Source organism: Streptomyces coeruleofuscus (assembly GCF_039532725.1).
GTDB lineage: Bacteria > Actinomycetota > Actinomycetes > Streptomycetales > Streptomycetaceae > Streptomyces > Streptomyces coeruleofuscus.
On the sequence record NZ_BAAASE010000004.1, the window covers coordinates 460,800 to 477,265 of the forward strand.

Here is a 16,466-nt window from a genome sequence, read left to right on the forward strand (position 1 = left end):
CCCTATGTGTCCACTCGTACGGAGAACTCACCCTCGGAGACCCGCGCGCGCAGGGCCTCACCGGCCTCCACCTCGCCGGGGTCGCGGACGGCGTGCCCGTCCGCCTTCTGGAGCACGGCGTACCCGCGCTTCAGGGTCGCGGCGGGGGAGAGGGCCACCACGCGCGCGTGCGTGTGCGCCAGCTCCGAGTCCGCCCGGTCGAGCTGGTGCCGCAGACAGCGCCGGCCCCGGTCGAGCAGGTCCGCCACATGGTCGGCGCGCTCGTCGATCATCCGGTGCGGATCCTCTATCGACGGGCGCGCCAGGGCGTGGGCCAGCCCGCGCTCCTCCCGCTCCACCAGCGCCGCCACGCACCGCCGCGCCCGGTCCCGCAGCAGCCGCACGCGCTCGTGCTCCTCGCCGACGTCCGGCACGACCTTCTTCGCGGCGTCGGTCGGGGTGGAGGCGCGCAGGTCGGCGACGTGGTCGAGGAGCGGGTTGTCGGGCTCGTGCCCGATCGCGGACACCACGGGCGTACGGCACTCGGCCACCGTCCGGATCAGCTGCTCGTCGGAGAACGGCAACAGGTCCTCCACGCTGCCGCCGCCGCGCGCGACGATGATCACGTCCACGTCCCCGATCGCGTCCAGCTCCTTCACGGCCTGCACGACCTGCGGCACGGCGTGCACGCCCTGCACGGCGACGTTGCGCACCTCGAAGCGCACGGCCGGCCAGCGGTGCCGGGCGTTCTCCAGCACGTCCCGCTCGGCGGCCGAGGCCCGTCCGCACACCAGCCCGACGAGCTGCGGAAGGAAGGGCAGCGGCTTCTTCCGCTCCGGCGCGAACAGGCCCTCGCGCGTGAGGGCCTTCTTCAGCTGCTCCAGGCGCGCGAGCAGCTCACCGACACCGACGGGCCTTATCTCGGCGGCCCGCAGCGACAGCTGCCCCCGCGGGGCGTACCACTCGGGCTTCGCCAGGACGACGACCCGGGCGCCCTCGCTCACCACGTCCGCGACGGCGTCGAACACCTGCCGGTAGCAGGTGACGCTGACGGAGATGTCGTACGAGGGATCCCGCAGCGTCAGGAACACCACACCGGCACCCGGCCGCCGCGACAACTGCGTGATCTGCCCCTCGACCCACACCGCCCCGAGCCGGTCGATCCACCCCCCGATGAGCCGCGACACCTCACCGACGGGGAGCGGGGATTCCGGAGACGTGTTCACAGCCATGCCCGCGAGAGTAGTGGCCACCGCTGACAACCCGGCCCATCCGCCCGGCGACGCGGGTCCCGACGCCTTCGCATCCGTCACTCACACCGCGCCCCGTCAGTCTTCCCGGGGACTCCACACGGACGCGATCTTCGACGCGCCCGACGCGGCCTTACGATGGGACGCATGTCTGCTTCGCCTGGCCGCCGTGTCCTGCTCGCCGCCCCCCGGGGCTACTGCGCGGGTGTGGACCGCGCCGTGATCGCCGTCGAGAAAGCGCTGGAGCAGTACGGCGCTCCGGTCTACGTCCGGCACGAGATCGTCCACAACAAGTACGTCGTGCAGACCCTGGAGAAGAAGGGCGCGATCTTCGTCGAGCAGACGGAGGAGGTGCCCCCGGGGAACATCGTCATGTTCTCGGCGCACGGCGTGGCCCCCGTTGTCCACGAGGAGGCCGAGCGCGGCCGCCTCGCCACCATCGACGCCACCTGCCCGCTGGTCACCAAGGTCCACAAGGAAGCCGTCCGCTTCGCCGGCGAGGACTACGACATCCTCCTGATCGGCCACGAGGGCCACGAGGAGGTCATCGGCACCTCCGGCGAGGCCCCCGACCACATCCAGCTCGTCGACGGGCCGGGCGATGTGCAGAAGGTCGAGGTCCGCGACCCGTCCAAGGTCGTCTGGCTCTCCCAGACCACGCTGTCCGTCGACGAGACCATGGAGACCGTCGACGCCCTGAAGGAGAAGTTCCCGCAGCTCATCTCGCCGCCCAGCGACGACATCTGCTACGCCACGCAGAACCGCCAGCTGGCCGTGAAGCAGATGGGCGCCGAGTCGGAGCTGGTCATCGTGGTCGGCTCGCGCAACTCCTCCAACTCCAAGCGGCTGGTGGAGGTCGCCAAGATCGCGGGAGCGCGCGAGGCGTATCTCGTGGACTTCGCCGACGAGATCGACGAGGCCTGGCTGGAGGGTGTCTCCACGGTCGGCGTCACCTCGGGCGCGTCCGTCCCGGAGGTCCTGGTCGAGCAGGTCCTGGAGTGGCTCTCCCAGCGCGGCTTCGAGGACGTCGAGATCGTCAAGGCGGCCGAGGAGTCCATCACCTTCTCGCTGCCCAAGGAGCTGCGCCGCGACCTGCGCGAGGAGGCGACGGCGCTGGTCGCCGAGCGCCGCGGCGCCGGAGCCGGTGAGGATTCCGGGGAGTGATCGGGGAGTCGCTGGGCGGGGATCGCCGTACGGCCGGTGACTGTCTGTCCCCCGTCGTAACGTAGGGCCATGCAGATCTTCGGTGTGGACATCGGCGGTTCCGGGATCAAGGGCGCCCCGGTGGACCTGGACAAGGGCGACCTGGCGCAGGAGCGCCACAAGGTCCTCACGCCGCAGCCGGCCACGCCCGACGGGGTGGCCGACGGCGTCAAGCAGGTGGTCGACCACTTCGGCTGGACGGGCCCGGTCGGGGTCACGTTCCCGGGCGTGGTCACCGACGGAGCCACGATCCGGACGGCGGCCAACGTCGACGACAGCTGGATCGACACCGACGCGCGCGTGCTGCTCGGCGAGCGGCTGGGCGGCCTGCCGGTGACGGTGGTGAACGACGCGGATGCGGCGGGCGTCGCCGAGATGAACTTCGGCGCCGGCCGCGGCCGCCGCGGCACGGTGATCGTGCTCACGTTCGGCACGGGCATCGGCAGCGCGGTCTTCGTCGACGGCGTCCTGGTCCCCAACACCGAGCTGGGTCACCTGGAGCTCGACGGGCACGACGCGGAGAAGCGGGCCTCCAGCAAGGCACGCGAGGACCACGACATGACGTGGGAGCACTGGGCGGTGCACCGCGTGCGCGGGTACCTCGCCCACGTCGAGATGCTGTTCTCGCCGGAGCTGTTCATCATCGGCGGCGGCGTCAGCCGCAAGTCACACAAGTTCCTGCCCCACATCGAGGGCATCAAGGCGGAGATCGTCCCGGCGCAGTTGCAGAACAACGCGGGGATCGTGGGCGCGGCGATGCGGGCGGCCGGGCACTAGAGCCGGGCGTCACACCGGCGGACGGGCCCGGCCGTCACACCGACGGGACAGCCCCGGCTGTCACACCGGCGGGCGGCCCCCGGCCGCCGCCCGTCGCCGGTGCACCAGCCGGATCCGCCGGACGATCACGATCAGTCCGGCGACGAGCGTGCCGCCGTACAGCCACCCGGCCTGCGTGGCGAGCGCCGTCACCAGCCCCATCAGCTTGCCGCCGGTCCCGTCGCCGTCCGCCACCGGCAGCAGCCCCACGGCGAACGCGATGGGCACGACGACGGGCGCGGTCATCAGATCCCCCCGGCGCACCCAGACGGCGGTCAGCACGCACACCGGCAGGAACAGCACGCCGTACGCCGTCAGCGACGCCCCGAACAGCATCGCGCAGAGCCCGCCGATCAGGAACATCACCAGCGCGCAGAACAACCCGCTGCCCAGTCCGGTCAGCCGCGGGTTCGGCATCCTCCTCGCGGTGGGTGCCGGCGCAGGGGCAGGCCGCCGTACGGCCGCCGGACGGCGCTGGGGCCCGGGCTGCCGGACCGCGCGCACCGCTCCGCCGCCCGCTCCTCGTCCCGCCTGCGGCGGCAGGGACGATCTCGGCCCGTCACGTCGCGGTCCGTACCGGGCAGGTCGCGTCCTGTATCGCTCCACTGCACCAACTTAGGTCGTTCAATATGCCGAATAGCCCTTCAGACACGCCGGGGACCCACGCTTGGCCAAGCGTTCGATACGCCGCCGGCGGGGTTCCGGGTACGCCGTAGACTGGTGGATCGGCCGGTCCCCTGGCCCCCTGGCCCTCCACTCACGGGAAGTCGCAACGTGTCGCTCACGATCGGAATCGTCGGTCTGCCGAATGTCGGCAAGTCGACCCTGTTCAACGCCCTGACCAAGAACGACGTGCTGGCGGCCAACTACCCGTTCGCCACCATCGAGCCGAACGTGGGCGTCGTCGGCGTCCCCGACCCGCGGCTCGGCAAGCTGGCCGAGATCTTCAAGTCGGAGCGGATCCTCCCGGCCACGGTCGACTTCGTCGACATCGCGGGCATCGTGCGCGGCGCGTCCGAGGGCGAGGGCCTGGGCAACAAGTTCCTCGCGAACATCCGCGAGTCCGACGCGATCTGCCAGGTCATCCGCGCCTTCAAGGACGAGAACGTCGTGCACGTCGACGGCAAGGTCTCACCCAAGGACGACATCGAGACGATCAACACCGAGCTGATCCTCGCGGACCTCCAGACCATCGAGAAGGTCCTGCCGCGTCTCCAGAAGGAGTCGCGGATCAAGAAGGACATCCAGGCCAAGGTCAAGGCCGTCGAAGAGGCCAAGGAGATCCTGGAGAAGGGCGACACGCTCTTCGCGCACGGCATCGTCCAGGGCGGCGAGCGCAACGAGCTCCTCCACGACCTGCACCTGCTCACGACCAAGCCCTTCCTCTACGTCTTCAACGTCGACGAGGACGAGCTGGTCGACGAGGACTTCAAGAACGAGCAGCGCGCCCTGGTCGCCCCCGCCGAGGCGATCTTCCTCAACGCCAAGCTGGAGGCGGACCTCGCCGAGCTCGACGACGAGGAGGCCCTCGAACTCCTCCAGTCCGTCGGCCAGGAGGAGCCCGGCCTCGCCACCCTCGCCCACGTCGGTTTCCGCACGCTCGGCCTCCAGACCTATTTGACGGCCGGCCCCAAGGAATCCCGCGCCTGGACCATCAAGAAGGGCGCCACGGCCCCGGAGGCCGCCGGCGTCATCCACACCGACTTCCAGAAGGGCTTCATCAAGGCGGAGGTCATCTCCTTCGACGACCTGGTGGAGACGGGGTCGGTGGCGGAGGCCCGCGCGAAGGGCAAGGCGCGCATGGAGGGCAAGGACTATGTGATGCAGGACGGGGATGTCGTGGAATTCCGCTTCAACGTGTGAGCGGATGACATAACAGCAGGCTCCCGCCGGACCGGCCGTGGGAAAACCCCATCAGTGCCCGTCCCTCCGAAGTCGCACGGTGGAGCGGACCTCCGACAGCCGCCGGAGGTCCGCTCCACCGTTTGCCGGGTCAGGCCTGCGGCACGCGTGAGCCGTTCATCGCCACGGCGGGGCCGCGGGGATTGCCACCGCTGCTCAAGAGGGAGCGTCCCAGGGGCGTCAAGGTGTGCAGGACGAGATTGCGGGTCCTGCGGGTCGCGATCAGGCCCGCCGCCCGCAGGACGGAAGTGTGCTGGCTCACCGCCGCGGCCGACACCCCGACCCGGCCCGCCAGTTCGACGTTCGCGCAGCCTTTGCGCAACTCTTCGAGCAGGGCTGCCCGGGTGCGGCCCATGAGCATGGCGAGCGCGTCTTCCGGCACGGCGTCCTGCGCCGCCGTGTCCGTGTCGGCGGTGAGCGCGCTGCTGGTGCGCGGGTCCGGCCGGACGGGGAACACCAGCGTCGGTGAGTGGCTGGTGGTGCCCGCTGCGGAGAGGTGCAGCAGCGCGCCGGGTGCGGAGAGGAACAGGGACGGGGACACCAGCAGGCCCCGGCCGTCGAGTTCGATCTCTTCCATGTCGTCGTCGGGCCCGTTGTCCTCGATCTCGAGGAAGGGCGCGCGCCAGTGGATCCTCGGGTGCAGGCAGCGAAGAAGCGTCTCCACGCCGGAGGTGCTCATGATCTGCTGATAGGCGTCCGTGTCGTTGTCGAGCCGGGTCTGGATCGCCTTTCGGTACGGAAGAATCGCGATGCGTGCGAATTCCTCGAGCAGCGCGTCGAGTTCGCTACGGCGCAACTCGTTGGCCCGCCCCGTGCGGTCCTGGCGGGGGGCGCTCATGGAAAGCGTGTCGATACGCGGTGGTATCCCGATGAGGTCCCGGGATGTGAGTCCGGCTTCGGAAAAACGTTTGAGCCGCTGCTGCGTCCCGGCATGGCGGCGCACCCTGCTGGTCACCGTATGGTGCCATACTCGAAAGTAGCCTCCTGTGTTCCTGTGCCAGTTCTCCAGAGCGAACGCTGTCTCGTTCTCGTAGTTCACCGGTCTTACCACGCGGACACGCGAGAGGTCCTCGACGGTAAACCGTATCCTGATCATGATGTATGCCCTCCCCCGCAGAGGGGCGGACGGTGCGGTATGCAATCCCGTCCTGCCTCCCTCGGCGTGTGGGCATCATGGTCGAGGGATGTGGCCCGGCGGTATCTGCCGTTTGGTAGATGCTCGGCTCAAAACCCTTGTCTCGGCGCCTTCGTCGATGGAGACCAGCGGGTTGCGCGGGAGTGACGTGCAGCTGACGGAAATCAGTCCGACCGACCGGTCTGCAGTGCGCCGTTCTCCCATATCCAGGCGGCGATCTCGACGCGATTCCGTACCCCCAATTTCCCTTGCATGCTGGCCAGATGAGTCTTCACCGTGGACAGGGAGACCGACAGCTCGTCCGTGATCTCCTGATTGGTGCGGCCGCGCGCGACCAGTCGCGCCACACTGAGTTCGCGCTCTGTCAGCCCGCAGTTGTCGCGCGAGCCGAGCGGAGCGGGGGCGCCGGGCGCCGGATCGCCACCGCTCCGGCCGGTGATGTGCTTGAGCAGACGCGCCGCGATCGTGGGCGAGACCATCGCCTCGCCGCTCGCCACCGCCCGGATCGCCTCGATGAGAAGAGCCGAGCCGCTGTCCTTGAGCAGGAAGCCCTGAGCGCCGCCGCGCAGTGCGCCGAAGACGTACTCGTCCAGATCGAAGGTCGTGAAGATCACGATGCGCAGTGGGTCGGCGACGTCGGGACCGGCGAGCAGCCGGGTGACCTCGAGGCCGTCGAGGCGGGGCATGCGGATGTCCACCAGGCACACGTCGGGACGCAGTCGCCGTGCCATCTCCACGCAGGTGACGCCGTCGGCGGCCTCGCCGAGGACCTCGAGGTCCGGCTGGGTCTCGAGAATGAGCCGGAAGCCGGTGCGGACCATGGCCTGGTCGTCGGCGATCAGTACCTTGATGGTCACGCCGAACCCTTCGACGCGGTGGGGTTCGTGTGCCGCACGGGGAGCACGGACGATACCTCCCAGCCTCCGCCGTCGACCGGACCGCTGCGGAACGTGCCTCCGACCGCCCGCACCCGTTCGTGCAGACCGAGGAGCCCGAATCCGTCGGTGCGGCCGCGCGGCAGGAACCGCAGACTCCTGCGACCGGCTCCCGGCGGGGACGGCTCGTTGCGCACCATGACCTCGAGGCCGTCCGGACCGAGACCGACGCGGACTGTGACGCCGGTGGTGTGCGGAGCGTGCCGGCGGACATTGGTCAGGCCTTCGGTGACGACCCTGTGCGCGGTGGTGGCGACCTCCGGCGGCAGCTCCATCAGGCTCGCGGAATCGGCGAGTTCGAGGTGTACGGGAGGGCCGCCGCGCTGGAAGGACTCGACCAGGGCAGGGATCTGCGTGATGCCGTGGATGGGTGCGGGAAGGCCCGCAGGGGTGGTCTGCTCGCGCAGTACGGTCACCAACTGGCGCATGGAGTCGAGAGTCTGGGAGCCGGCCTGCTCGATGTCGTCGAATATCGACGCGACCTTCTGTGGTGAGAACTCCCATACGGTACGCCCCGCCTGGGCCAGGACGACGATGCCCGTCACGTGGTGGGCGACGAAGTCATGGAGATCCCGGGCGAGTTCGAGGCGCTCGTCGTAGCGGATCCGCTGGACGGCGCGCTGTCGGCGCCCGTCGAGGAGCCGCAGATAGGCGCCCAGGCTGATCGCGGCTGCTGCCATGAAGGCAACCATGACCATGGCGAAGACCGCGCCGTCGCCGCTGCCGGGCACGCGCATCGCCAGCGTGAGCATCGCAGCGGCAAGCAGTCCGCAGGAGCCGAACGAGATGCCGAAGGCCTGGGGACCGCGGGCTGCCGAGGTGAGCAGCACGGTCAGCGCGAGGAGTTCCATCAGTCCGGGGCTGTCGCTGTCCGTGCCGCGCACGAGCAGAACGACGGAGAGCGCCAACGACCAGGCGGCGGCGAGGAAGGGGCGTACCCCGGGCAGCCGCAGCGGACCGTACAGCGCGAGCGCTCCCGGCAGCAGTCCGCCGAGCGGCAGCAGCGCGCCTTTCGTACCGATGCTCATGGCCACGTCGAGGAACCACAGCATGACGAGGACACCCGCCATCGCGGTCCTGGCCAGCGGACGCATCACCCGGTGCAAGGGATCCGTCCCGGTGGCATCGGTGACGTCCGGGGCATAGGTGGCATCGGTGACATCGGGAGCTTTCGGGCTGAAGAAGTGGCGCGAGCCTTGGGTCCGCAAGGGACAGCCTTTCGAGGAAGGGGTCTTGGGCGAGCAGCGCCTGGGCCGGGGAGGACCGGGCGCTGCTCGCGACTGTGGGGCGCAGACTCGTAGGTGCTGTCGCATCGGGGAGGAAGCGCCGGGTGCGGGGGCGCGGACCTTCGCCGCCGTGGAACGGTGGTTCAGCGGCGGGCCCGGCGGACCGCGTCACCGGCGAGCCCGAGGAGGGCGAGCGCGATCGCCACCGCCATGACGAGTGCCGGCGAGGGACCCGTCGACGGGGTGCTGCCGAGGAAGTCCAGTTCGGGAATGCCGTTGAACATCGCGTACCAGAGAAGCGGGTACAGCGCCTGGAACAGCCGGGGGCCGCGGCTGAGCACACCGCACAGCAGGGCGAGGGCCGGCACCAGGAGGACGCCGCCGAAGCCCGCGGCCACCGCGGTCATGTCGCCGGCGAGCGTGAGACGGAGCAGCGGCACCGCCGCCGCCACCACAGCGAGCACGATGCCCGCCAGGAGCCCGGCGAACAGCCTGCGCTTGGCGCCGGGGCAGGCGGCGAGCAGGTCGTCGATGTTTCCGGCGTCGGCATGGTTGCCCATCCGGGACCAGATGAGCACCGGCCACAGCATGGCGAGCGCCAGCATCGGCACGACGACGTTCTCGCGGTCGATGAGTGCGGAGACGACGGCGATGGCCGCCAGGCCCGCCCACCACCACAGGCGAATGCCCTGGAGCAGCACCCGCAGTTCACCGATCGCCACCGAGGCGAACGACCCCCCGTGGCGCACCGGAGTCATCCGGGCCGGGTCGAGCTCGAACGACGCACCGCGGCCGGCCTGCTGGTCGCCGAACTCGCCGGGGCCCGACGCGGTGCCGCCGGTGTCCGCGGCGCTTCCCGTGCCCGCGGCACCAGTGCCCGCGAGGAGAGCCGCCGCCCCGCCGGACGGCGTGGCCGGGTCGAACCGGCGGAACCACAGCGCGGCGACAGCGGCGAGGAGCACCGCGCCGGCGAGCAGCAGGACGGTATTGGCCAGCAGGCCGCCGCCGAGGTCCCCGGGACCGAGCCCGGCCCAGTCGAAGGTCACCAGTTCCTTGTCGGCCGCGGTCAGTCCGACACCGAACCGCACGGCTTCGGCGGCTTCGTCGGATGCCCCGGACGCCTCGATCGCCGTGCGCATCGAGTCGCTGATGCGCCCCATGCTCAGCAGGTCGTAACCACCGGCGGACTGGGCCATCATGATGCCGCCGAGCCACACCGCGAACCACACGAGCGCCCCGGCGCCGCCGCGCAGCCCCGGCACCGTGTCGAAGAGCACCGCGCAGGCCGCGACCAGCGCGAGCAGCGGCAGGGTGATCAGGACGAAGGGGATGAGCAGCCGCACGACATCGATCCGGTACGACTCACCCTTGAGCAACTGCATGCCCACGGCGGTCAGGGCGAGCGCGAGCAGCATCGAGCCGAGCACCAGCAGATTGCTGAAGAACTTGCCGAGCAGATAGGAGATCCGGCTGATGGGCGTCGCGGCCAGGATCTGCCCGACGCCGGTCCGCTCGTCCTTGGGCACGGACCCGCGCGTGATGCTGAACCCTGCGAGCGCCAGCCACACGGCGCCGCCGAGTGCCGTGACCACGCCGACGTACCCACTGGTGTAGAGGCCGCGGTAGTCGCCCATCTGGAAGATCTGGAAGTCGGCGTCTCCGAGGGGAGCGGCGAGCAGGCCGAGGGCCAGGGTGCCGAGCAGGACGACGAGATAGGCGGGACGCCGTCGGCGCTCGCGGAAGTCGGCGAGAGCCACTGCTCCCATGGTCTTGGCCATCAGCGCATCATCGCCTGGGACGAGCCGGCGGAGGTGGGGGCTCCGGCGGGCGCGGACGTCAGCAGGAGGTACGCGTCGTCCAGTTCGGGCTGGACGAGTTCGGCTTGGGGCAGCGGCGGCTGCCCGGTGAGCAGCAGCCGGACCCGTACGCCGTCGGGCGTGCGCGTGGTGCCGCTGATCAGGAACTGCTGGCGCAGGGCGGGAAGACGATCGGAGGGTACGGTCGCTTCCCAGACCGAGCCCTCCGCGAGCCGCAGCAACTCCTCGGGAGCGCCGTGGCGCAGCAGCCGTCCGCCCGCCATGATGGCGATCCGGTCGGCGGCGGAGGCGACGTCGGACACGATGTGGGTGGAGAGGATCACCACGCGGTCGGCGGCGAGACCGGACAGCAGATTGCGGAACCGCATCCGCTCCTCCGGGTCGAGGCCCACGGTCGGCTCGTCGACGATGAGCAGCTTGGGGTCGTTCAGGAGGGCCTGGGCGATGCCGACTCGCTGCCGCATGCCACCCGACATGGAACCGAGCCGCTGCTTGGCGGCATCGGTGAGGTTGACCAGACCGAGCAGCTCCGCGATCCGGGAGCGTGCGGAGCCGCGGGACAGGCCCTTCGCCGAAGCCAGATAGGAGAGGAACTCCTGGGCGGTGAGCTGCGGGTACACGCCGAAGTCCTGCGGCAGGTAGCCGAGGGTGCGGCGCAGCGGCCCGGGGTCCTTGCTGATGTCGGTCCCCTGCCACAGAACCCGGCCCGAGGTGGGTTTGGTCACGGTGGCCAGTACCCGCATCAGCGTGGACTTGCCCGCTCCGTTGGGGCCGAGGAGGCCGAGGACGCCCGGCTTCAGGTCAAGGGTGAAGGAGTCGACGGCCCGCTTGCCGCCGGCGTGGTCCTTGGTCAGCTCGTTGATCTGTAGATCCATGGGTGGTCAGCCTTTCCAGGCCGAAGGCACTGGTGTGGTGGTCACTTGCTTCATTTCCGTCATGCTCCTGGCGGGCGGGCACCTGGCGCCATCTGCCGTTGTGCAGAGGCGGAGGTGGGGGCTCGTCCCTTTGGCCGATCAGCTCTTCTGCTCGACCCGCACCCGGCCCTGGGGGCTCTCCACGCTGATGCGGTGGGCTGCTCGGGGATCGTTCGGGACGTCGACGCGGTACTTTTCCTTCTCCTGGGCCCTGCCCTCGATCGCGTAGCGGGTGCCGTCCTTGGGGAGCGTCAGCGTGATGTCCCCGATGTCGAGGTGGGCCGACACCCGGCGGGGCGCCTTGCGGAACGACAGGAAGTGCGCGGCGTCGTGGCTGCGCACCTCGACGTCCGGGGCGCTCGAATCGGACACGGTGATGCGTCCGGTGCCGGAGGTGAGCCGCAGCGGCCCGGAACCACCGGCCAGCTTGATCTTGCCGCTCTTCGTGCGGACCGTGAGGCCGTTGGAGAGGCCCGCGGCGGTCACGTCGGCGCCTTCGGTGACCACGGTGACCGCGATGCCCGACGGGACCTTCACGGTGTAGTTGCTGCCGCAGTTGAGGACCAGGCCGCTGCACTTGGCGGTGAGCCGCAGGGTGCTGCCGTCCAGCTTCCAGGACGCGTTGCCCTCCTCGGCCGCCATGCCGGTGAGCTTGCGGGAGACGGTGAGGTCCGGTCCGTCGCCGGCCTCGATCCGCACGTTGCTTCCGGAATCCACCGTCAGTCGCTTTCCGGATAATTCGAACGTGCGATTGTCGTTGCGTGGTTCCACATCGAGATCACCCACCGAACCGCAGCTGCTGAGGGTCAACACGGCAACGAGAGCCGCCGCGCCCGTGCTCCAACGAGTTAGTGATTGCATGTACTTGATGGTGGCCAAGCCGGATGGTCATCGGTATCTGCCGAAAGGGAGATTCTCGCGACGCGCGGTTCCTCAGGGAATGCCCAGCCAGCGGAGCTTTGGCCACAACGTGACCCAGCTGGTATGAGGGCCGCGGCAGATCAAAACGTCGCCGTGCTGCCAGGGATTCATGGCGTCGAGAGAGAGCGGCGGCCGGGATTCGCAGCTGTTGAATTCCGGATCGATCTCCCGTCGTGCTGCGCGGGGGATCCCCTTCTGGCCGACCAAAAGGACTACCTCCGTGCCGTCCTCGGGCTGCCCGAATCCGTGGTACGAGTTGTGACCGCTGTAGACGGGCGGCAGGCCGAGCGCCGGGCCGTAGCGGTCGAGCGCGCCGGCCTCGGCGTAATTGCCCGCCACGATGGCCGTCCGTGACCGTTCGCCGGGCGGCAGTGTTCGATAGACGCCGGCCACCTGCTCCGCGTACCGCTGCCAGCCCATCTGCTGGGTCTGCACCTCGCTGAGCCCTGTCGCGGCACCGCCCTGATGCCAGGCCGCCGGAGCGAGGGGCAGGGCCACCAGCCCGGCGAAGACGGCGTTGCCCGCCAGTGCCAGGGCGGCGAAGGCCTTGCGGTGCACGGGTGTCGCCCAGTCGGCGAGGACCGCACCGCCGACGGCGAGGAGGACCTGGAGCAGTCCGGAGGCATAGCGGGGTTGGCCCGCGACCACCAGGAGGACGGCCAGGATCACCACGTACGCGACTCCGATCGACCGGTACCGCCTCCACGCCTGCCGCCGCCACAGCAAGGCCACCAGGCCGGCGATCCACACCGGGGCCAGGAACGGGCCGAGCAGCAGGAGTTGGGCCGGAACCAACTCGATCCGCCCCGTCATGCCGCCGGACTCGGACAGGGCGCGCGCCATGGCGACCTGTGGCCAGCCGTTCGCCGCCTGCCACACCAGGTTCGGTGCCGTGATGAGCAGGGCCACCGCGATGCCGCCCGCGAGCCACTTGCCGCGCAGCACGGAGCGGGGCCCGCAGCACAGCAGCCCGGCCACGAGTCCCAGGGCGAGCAGGGGAGCCAGGCTCTTCGCCAGCATGCCGATGCCGAAGACCGCGCCGATCGGGAGCCACAGACGGCGGTCGCCGGTGTTCAGCATGCGCAGGAGCAGCAGGGCGACGGTCATCCAGACGACGGAGTCGACGGAGCCGGGGGTGAACATGTGCCCGTACGCCAGGGTCCCCGCGGAGACCGCGGTGGCGACGGCGGCCAGGCCCTGGCCCCGGGCGTTGCCGCCGACCTCGCGGGCGATCAGCGCGGAGAGCAGCACGGCACCCCCGGCGAGGAGGGCGGCGAGTGCGCGCAGGGCGAGGGGCGTGTCGCCGAGCAGCTCTGTCTGGAGGCGCGCCAGGAGCGGCACCAGGGGCGGCTGGTCGTCGTACCCCCAGTCGAGCCGCTGCCCGGCGGCGCGGAAGTACAGCTCGTCGCTGTGATAGCCGTACCGGCCCGACAGGGCGAGCAGCAGGAGCGTGACCGTTGCCGCCACCGCCAGGACCGGCTTGTGGTGAAAGCGGGGACGCCCCGTGCGCTGGGCGGACTCGTCGCCGTGCTCGGGGCTCGCCCGGCGATCCGGGGTCCGGCCGTGCTCGGAGTTCTCGAAGTCCGGTGTGGCGCTCGGCCCGCTCCTCGGCCTGAGCCCGGTCCTGCGGTCAGTCATCTGTGTGGACCCCCCAGGGAATCAATGCGAAAGGGCGCCGGCCGCGGGGCGAGGATCCGGGACGTGGGCTGACGGGGGTTCTGCCACGTGTCCGAAGGTCCGCCCTGCGCGGCCGGCGCCTGCTTCGAGGGTCCTGGCCCCCCACCGTCCGGCGCCATCTGCCATGCGGCGGATACACCGGGCCCGGCATCGCCCTTTCGGCCGAGTGGCGCCAAAGCCGGGAGCCGTCAGATGATGACGGATTGCCTTCCGGTCAGCGCCCTGATCCGCCGCGCGTCCCGGCTCAGGTTGAGCCGCTTGAGCCAGCGGTCGCTGCCGTCGTAACGCGAGGCGAAGGCCTCTCTGCCGTGCACCACGCGGTAGTTGTCGAGGAACACGATGTCGCCGGGAGCCAGGGTGACCCGCTCCGCGCTGGTGCTCAGCTGCCGCTGGACGGCCTCGATCGCCTCGGCGGCCTCCCGGTCGCCCGGCACGGGCCGCATGAAGTCGATGTCGAAGCGCAGGTAGGGAGCGTCGGCGGGGCCGAAGAGCACGGCTCCGCGCCGGGCGCTCGACAACGCACCGTCGGCAGCGTCCGGTCCGCCCGCGCCGTCCGGCAGGCTGCTCAGGCTGTGGGAGTCGTCCGGCAGGAACAGGAAGCGCTCCTGGAAGAGCACCTGGCGGATCTCGGCGGGGAGATCGAGTGCCGTGACCGGTACGACGGTTGTGCCCACCCCCGTCGGATTGCGCAGGCAGAAGAGCGAGACGTAGTCGCAGCGGCAGGGATGGAAGACGTCTTCGGTGTGGAAGTTCAGGGCGAGCGTGCTGCTGGCGCTGGTGAGGGACGTCTCCGCCTCGGGCGTGGGGCATACGTCGTGGATCAGCCGGCCGGCCTGCTGGCTGACCCAGCCGAACGGTTCACCGAGGGCGGCCCCGCACAGCAGCAGGACCATCTCCTCGCGCTGGGCCGCTCGCAGTTTGGCCGCGATTTCCCAGCCGATGGGCGTCGGTTCGAGTTCCTCCTGGACCGGAAGGTTGGACAGGACGGTGACCGCCGGACCCTCGGTACGGACCCGCGCCAGGAATTCCCGGACGCGCTCGGGAAGGCGCTGAGCGGTGACGACCGCGGCCGCCGACAATTCTGTCGGATCCTGCATCACCGCGTGTGACTCCAGGAATTCATCAGCGAGCTTCCCGACCTCGCTGCTCTCTTCGTCGTGCAACAGGAGAGTGGACACTGCCTTACCTTTCTCCTACCGCGCCCAGGAATGAACGCTTCAGGAACTCTTGGTCGCGGTGAGTTCGATGGGGCGAATATCGGTCCAGTGGGTCTCCACGTAAGCGAGGCAGGCAGCCCGAGAATCCGGCCCGAAGGCCGTCGACCAGCCCGCCGGTATTTCTGCGAATTCCGGCCAGAGGCTGTGCTGGTTCTGTGCGTTCACCAGTATCAGAAAGGTTCCTGCCGGATTGTCGAACGGGTTGCTCATGAGCCCCTCCGGGTGTGGGGTTTTCTTTCAGTTTCCTTATGCTTGGCAGTCTGCTGCACCCTTGGCAAGTTCTTTAAGTTGCACCTTAAACGAGAAAATAGAAGGCTGTGATTCCGCCCCATTCGACCCGGTCGAGTGGGCCCGAAGTGCCCGCTGACCTGGTGCTATAGGTCAGGGCTTAAGTAGCTGGAATTCTGTCGGAGCCCTGGCTGACACTCAATGTGACCTACCGGAAATCGAGCAGGAGGCATCCGTGTCGATCACTGAAGTGGTAGGAAGCCAGGCGCGGTTGACGGCCGCCGACATCTACAACTCGGCGGTGGCATCGTGGGCCATCGCCGCCGCGTGGGAGGTTGGTGTTCTCGACGAGATACACAAAGCAGGAGCCGTCCAAGCGGACGAGCTCGCGGTAAGGCTGGGCCTGGATCCGGTTGCCGCACGCGGCATGTACCAGGCCCTCGCGGCCGTTGAAGTCATCACCCGCGACGGCGACACCGTCCGCCAGGGCCCGCTCTTCGCCGAGGTGAACCAGTACCGGTCCTACTTCCACTGGCTGAGCCGCGGCTGCTCGGGCCTCTACACCGAAATGCCCACGGTTCTGAAGCGCGCGAACCGGGTGGGCAGCTTCTACCAGCGGGACGCCGCGGCCATCAGCTATGCCTGCCGTGAGCTGAGCACGTTCTCATTCGACCCGGCGTTCTGGACCGCGATGGAGCGCATTCCGTTCAGCTTTTCCGTCGTCGCCGACCTCGGGTGCGGCAGCGGCGAGCGGCTCATCCAGATCGTCCGCAAGTACCCCGGCACCCGGGGGCTCGGCATCGACATCGCGCCGGCAGCCGTCGAGATGACGCTCGCGGAAGCGGAGCGCAACGGCTTCGCCGACCGCATCACCGCCGTACGGGCCGATGCCCGGGGGCTTGAGCCGCACCCCTCGTACGAGGAGGTCGAGGTCCTCACCTGCTTCATGATGGGCCACGACTTCTGGCCCCGCGAGGACGCGATCGAGCGTCTGAGCACCTTGCGCGAACTCTTCCCGCGCGTACGGCGTTTCCTGCTGGGCGACGCCACCAGGACGGTCGGCTACGCCGACCGCGACGTCCCGCTGTTCAACCTCGGCTTCGAGTCCGCCCACGACCTGATGGGCCAGTACATCCCGACCATCGACGAATGGCACGGCGTCTTCGCGGAGACCGGCTGGAAGCTCGTCGGTGAGGAGGCGATCACCTCTCCCGCGGCCTCGGTCGTCTTCGAACTGGAGTGAGTC

At 69.7% G+C, this 16,466-nt stretch carries 15 protein-coding genes; 4 read left to right on the forward strand and 11 right to left on the reverse strand.

Features of this window, described 5'->3' with window-relative positions:
* Positions 1-2: 2 nt before the first annotated feature.
* Positions 3-1,211: an exodeoxyribonuclease VII large subunit gene (gene xseA / locus ABFX81_RS17515; RefSeq protein WP_086844981.1), complete on the reverse strand. Its 1,209-nt coding sequence runs from the start codon at positions 1,209-1,211 to the stop codon at positions 3-5.
* 156 nt (positions 1,212-1,367) lie between these two features.
* Here xseA and ABFX81_RS17520 point away from each other — a divergent pair, with 156 nt between their 5' ends.
* Together ABFX81_RS17520 and ppgK are read left to right on the forward strand one after the other, a co-directional pair.
* Positions 1,368-2,393: a 4-hydroxy-3-methylbut-2-enyl diphosphate reductase gene (locus ABFX81_RS17520; RefSeq protein ID WP_086844979.1), complete on the forward strand. Its 1,026-nt coding sequence runs from the start codon at positions 1,368-1,370 to the stop codon at positions 2,391-2,393.
* 69 nt (positions 2,394-2,462) lie between these two features.
* On the forward strand, positions 2,463-3,209 hold the full coding sequence (ppgK, locus tag ABFX81_RS17525) for a polyphosphate--glucose phosphotransferase (protein WP_086844977.1): 747 nt from the start codon (positions 2,463-2,465) through the stop codon (positions 3,207-3,209).
* Between the two features lie 60 nt (positions 3,210-3,269).
* Here ppgK and ABFX81_RS17530 read toward each other — a convergent pair whose 3' ends face one another.
* The gene (locus tag ABFX81_RS17530) at positions 3,270-3,854 is read right to left on the reverse strand and encodes a DUF6542 domain-containing protein (RefSeq protein ID WP_086844975.1); all 585 of its coding nucleotides are present in this window, start codon (positions 3,852-3,854) and stop codon (positions 3,270-3,272) included.
* Positions 3,855-4,022: 168 nt separating this feature from the next.
* Between ABFX81_RS17530 and ychF the strand changes: the two genes are divergently transcribed.
* Positions 4,023-5,111: a redox-regulated ATPase YchF gene (ychF, locus tag ABFX81_RS17535; RefSeq protein ID WP_086844973.1), complete on the forward strand. Its 1,089-nt coding sequence runs from the start codon at positions 4,023-4,025 to the stop codon at positions 5,109-5,111.
* Positions 5,112-5,241: 130 nt separating this feature from the next.
* Here the strand turns inward: ychF and ABFX81_RS17540 are convergent, their stop codons facing one another.
* From ABFX81_RS17540 to ABFX81_RS17580, 9 genes are all read right to left on the reverse strand, one after another.
* Positions 5,242-6,246 carry an ArsR/SmtB family transcription factor gene (locus ABFX81_RS17540; protein ID WP_346138300.1) on the reverse strand — a complete coding sequence of 335 codons (1,005 nt, stop codon included), beginning with the start codon at positions 6,244-6,246 and terminating at the stop codon, positions 5,242-5,244.
* Positions 6,247-6,449: 203 nt separating this feature from the next.
* Positions 6,450-7,106 (reverse strand): response regulator, encoded by a 657-nt coding sequence (locus ABFX81_RS17545; RefSeq protein ID WP_428837194.1) that lies wholly within the window; start codon positions 7,104-7,106, stop codon positions 6,450-6,452.
* Between the two features lie 32 nt (positions 7,107-7,138).
* Complete coding sequence (locus tag ABFX81_RS17550) at positions 7,139-8,314, reverse strand: sensor histidine kinase (protein WP_346138378.1); 1,176 nt, start codon at positions 8,312-8,314, stop codon at positions 7,139-7,141.
* A gap of 275 nt (positions 8,315-8,589) precedes the next feature.
* Positions 8,590-10,224, reverse strand: coding sequence for an ABC transporter permease subunit (locus ABFX81_RS17555; protein ID WP_086844967.1), 1,635 nt, complete (start codon positions 10,222-10,224; stop codon positions 8,590-8,592).
* Positions 10,224-11,138 (reverse strand): ATP-binding cassette domain-containing protein, encoded by a 915-nt coding sequence (locus ABFX81_RS17560; RefSeq protein WP_086844965.1) that lies wholly within the window; start codon positions 11,136-11,138, stop codon positions 10,224-10,226. The genes ABFX81_RS17555 and ABFX81_RS17560 overlap by 1 nt, the downstream gene beginning before the upstream one ends.
* A gap of 138 nt (positions 11,139-11,276) precedes the next feature.
* Positions 11,277-11,894: a DUF4097 family beta strand repeat-containing protein gene (locus ABFX81_RS17565; RefSeq protein ID WP_086844963.1), complete on the reverse strand. Its 618-nt coding sequence runs from the start codon at positions 11,892-11,894 to the stop codon at positions 11,277-11,279.
* 216 nt (positions 11,895-12,110) lie between these two features.
* Positions 12,111-13,736 carry a glycosyltransferase family 39 protein gene (locus ABFX81_RS17570; RefSeq protein ID WP_086844961.1) on the reverse strand — a complete coding sequence of 542 codons (1,626 nt, stop codon included), beginning with the start codon at positions 13,734-13,736 and terminating at the stop codon, positions 12,111-12,113.
* A gap of 227 nt (positions 13,737-13,963) precedes the next feature.
* Entirely contained in the window at positions 13,964-14,953 is a 990-nt protein-coding gene (locus ABFX81_RS17575) for a TauD/TfdA family dioxygenase (RefSeq protein ID WP_346138302.1), read from the reverse strand.
* Positions 14,954-14,992: 39 nt separating this feature from the next.
* A complete protein-coding gene (locus ABFX81_RS17580; protein ID WP_086844959.1) occupies positions 14,993-15,202 on the reverse strand; it encodes an MbtH family NRPS accessory protein in 210 nt (69 codons plus the stop codon).
* 253 nt (positions 15,203-15,455) lie between these two features.
* Here ABFX81_RS17580 and ABFX81_RS17585 point away from each other — a divergent pair, with 253 nt between their 5' ends.
* On the forward strand, positions 15,456-16,463 hold the full coding sequence (locus ABFX81_RS17585; RefSeq protein WP_346138303.1) for an SAM-dependent methyltransferase: 1,008 nt from the start codon (positions 15,456-15,458) through the stop codon (positions 16,461-16,463).
* Positions 16,464-16,466: the final 3 nt, after the last annotated feature.

Excerpts from the sequence above, each read along its gene's own strand:
- ABFX81_RS17540 (WP_346138300.1), bottom strand. The coding sequence starts at position 6,246 with ATGATCAGGATACGGTTTACCGTCGAGGACCTCTCGCGTGTCCGCGTG.
- xseA (WP_086844981.1), bottom strand. The coding sequence starts at position 1,211 with ATGGCTGTGAACACGTCTCCGGAATCCCCGCTCCCCGTCGGTGAGGTG.
- ABFX81_RS17580 (WP_086844959.1), bottom strand. The coding sequence starts at position 15,202 with ATGAGCAACCCGTTCGACAATCCGGCAGGAACCTTTCTGATACTGGTG.
- ABFX81_RS17520 (WP_086844979.1), top strand. The coding sequence starts at position 1,368 with ATGGGACGCATGTCTGCTTCGCCTGGCCGCCGTGTCCTGCTCGCCGCC.
- ABFX81_RS17555 (WP_086844967.1), bottom strand. The coding sequence starts at position 10,224 with ATGGCCAAGACCATGGGAGCAGTGGCTCTCGCCGACTTCCGCGAGCGC.
- ABFX81_RS17570 (WP_086844961.1), bottom strand. The coding sequence starts at position 13,736 with ATGACTGACCGCAGGACCGGGCTCAGGCCGAGGAGCGGGCCGAGCGCC.
- ABFX81_RS17550 (WP_346138378.1), bottom strand. The coding sequence starts at position 8,314 with ATGCGTCCGCTGGCCAGGACCGCGATGGCGGGTGTCCTCGTCATGCTG.
- ppgK (WP_086844977.1), top strand. The coding sequence starts at position 2,463 with ATGCAGATCTTCGGTGTGGACATCGGCGGTTCCGGGATCAAGGGCGCC.
- ABFX81_RS17560 (WP_086844965.1), bottom strand. The coding sequence starts at position 11,138 with ATGGATCTACAGATCAACGAGCTGACCAAGGACCACGCCGGCGGCAAG.
- ABFX81_RS17545 (WP_428837194.1), bottom strand. The coding sequence starts at position 7,106 with ATGGTCCGCACCGGCTTCCGGCTCATTCTCGAGACCCAGCCGGACCTC.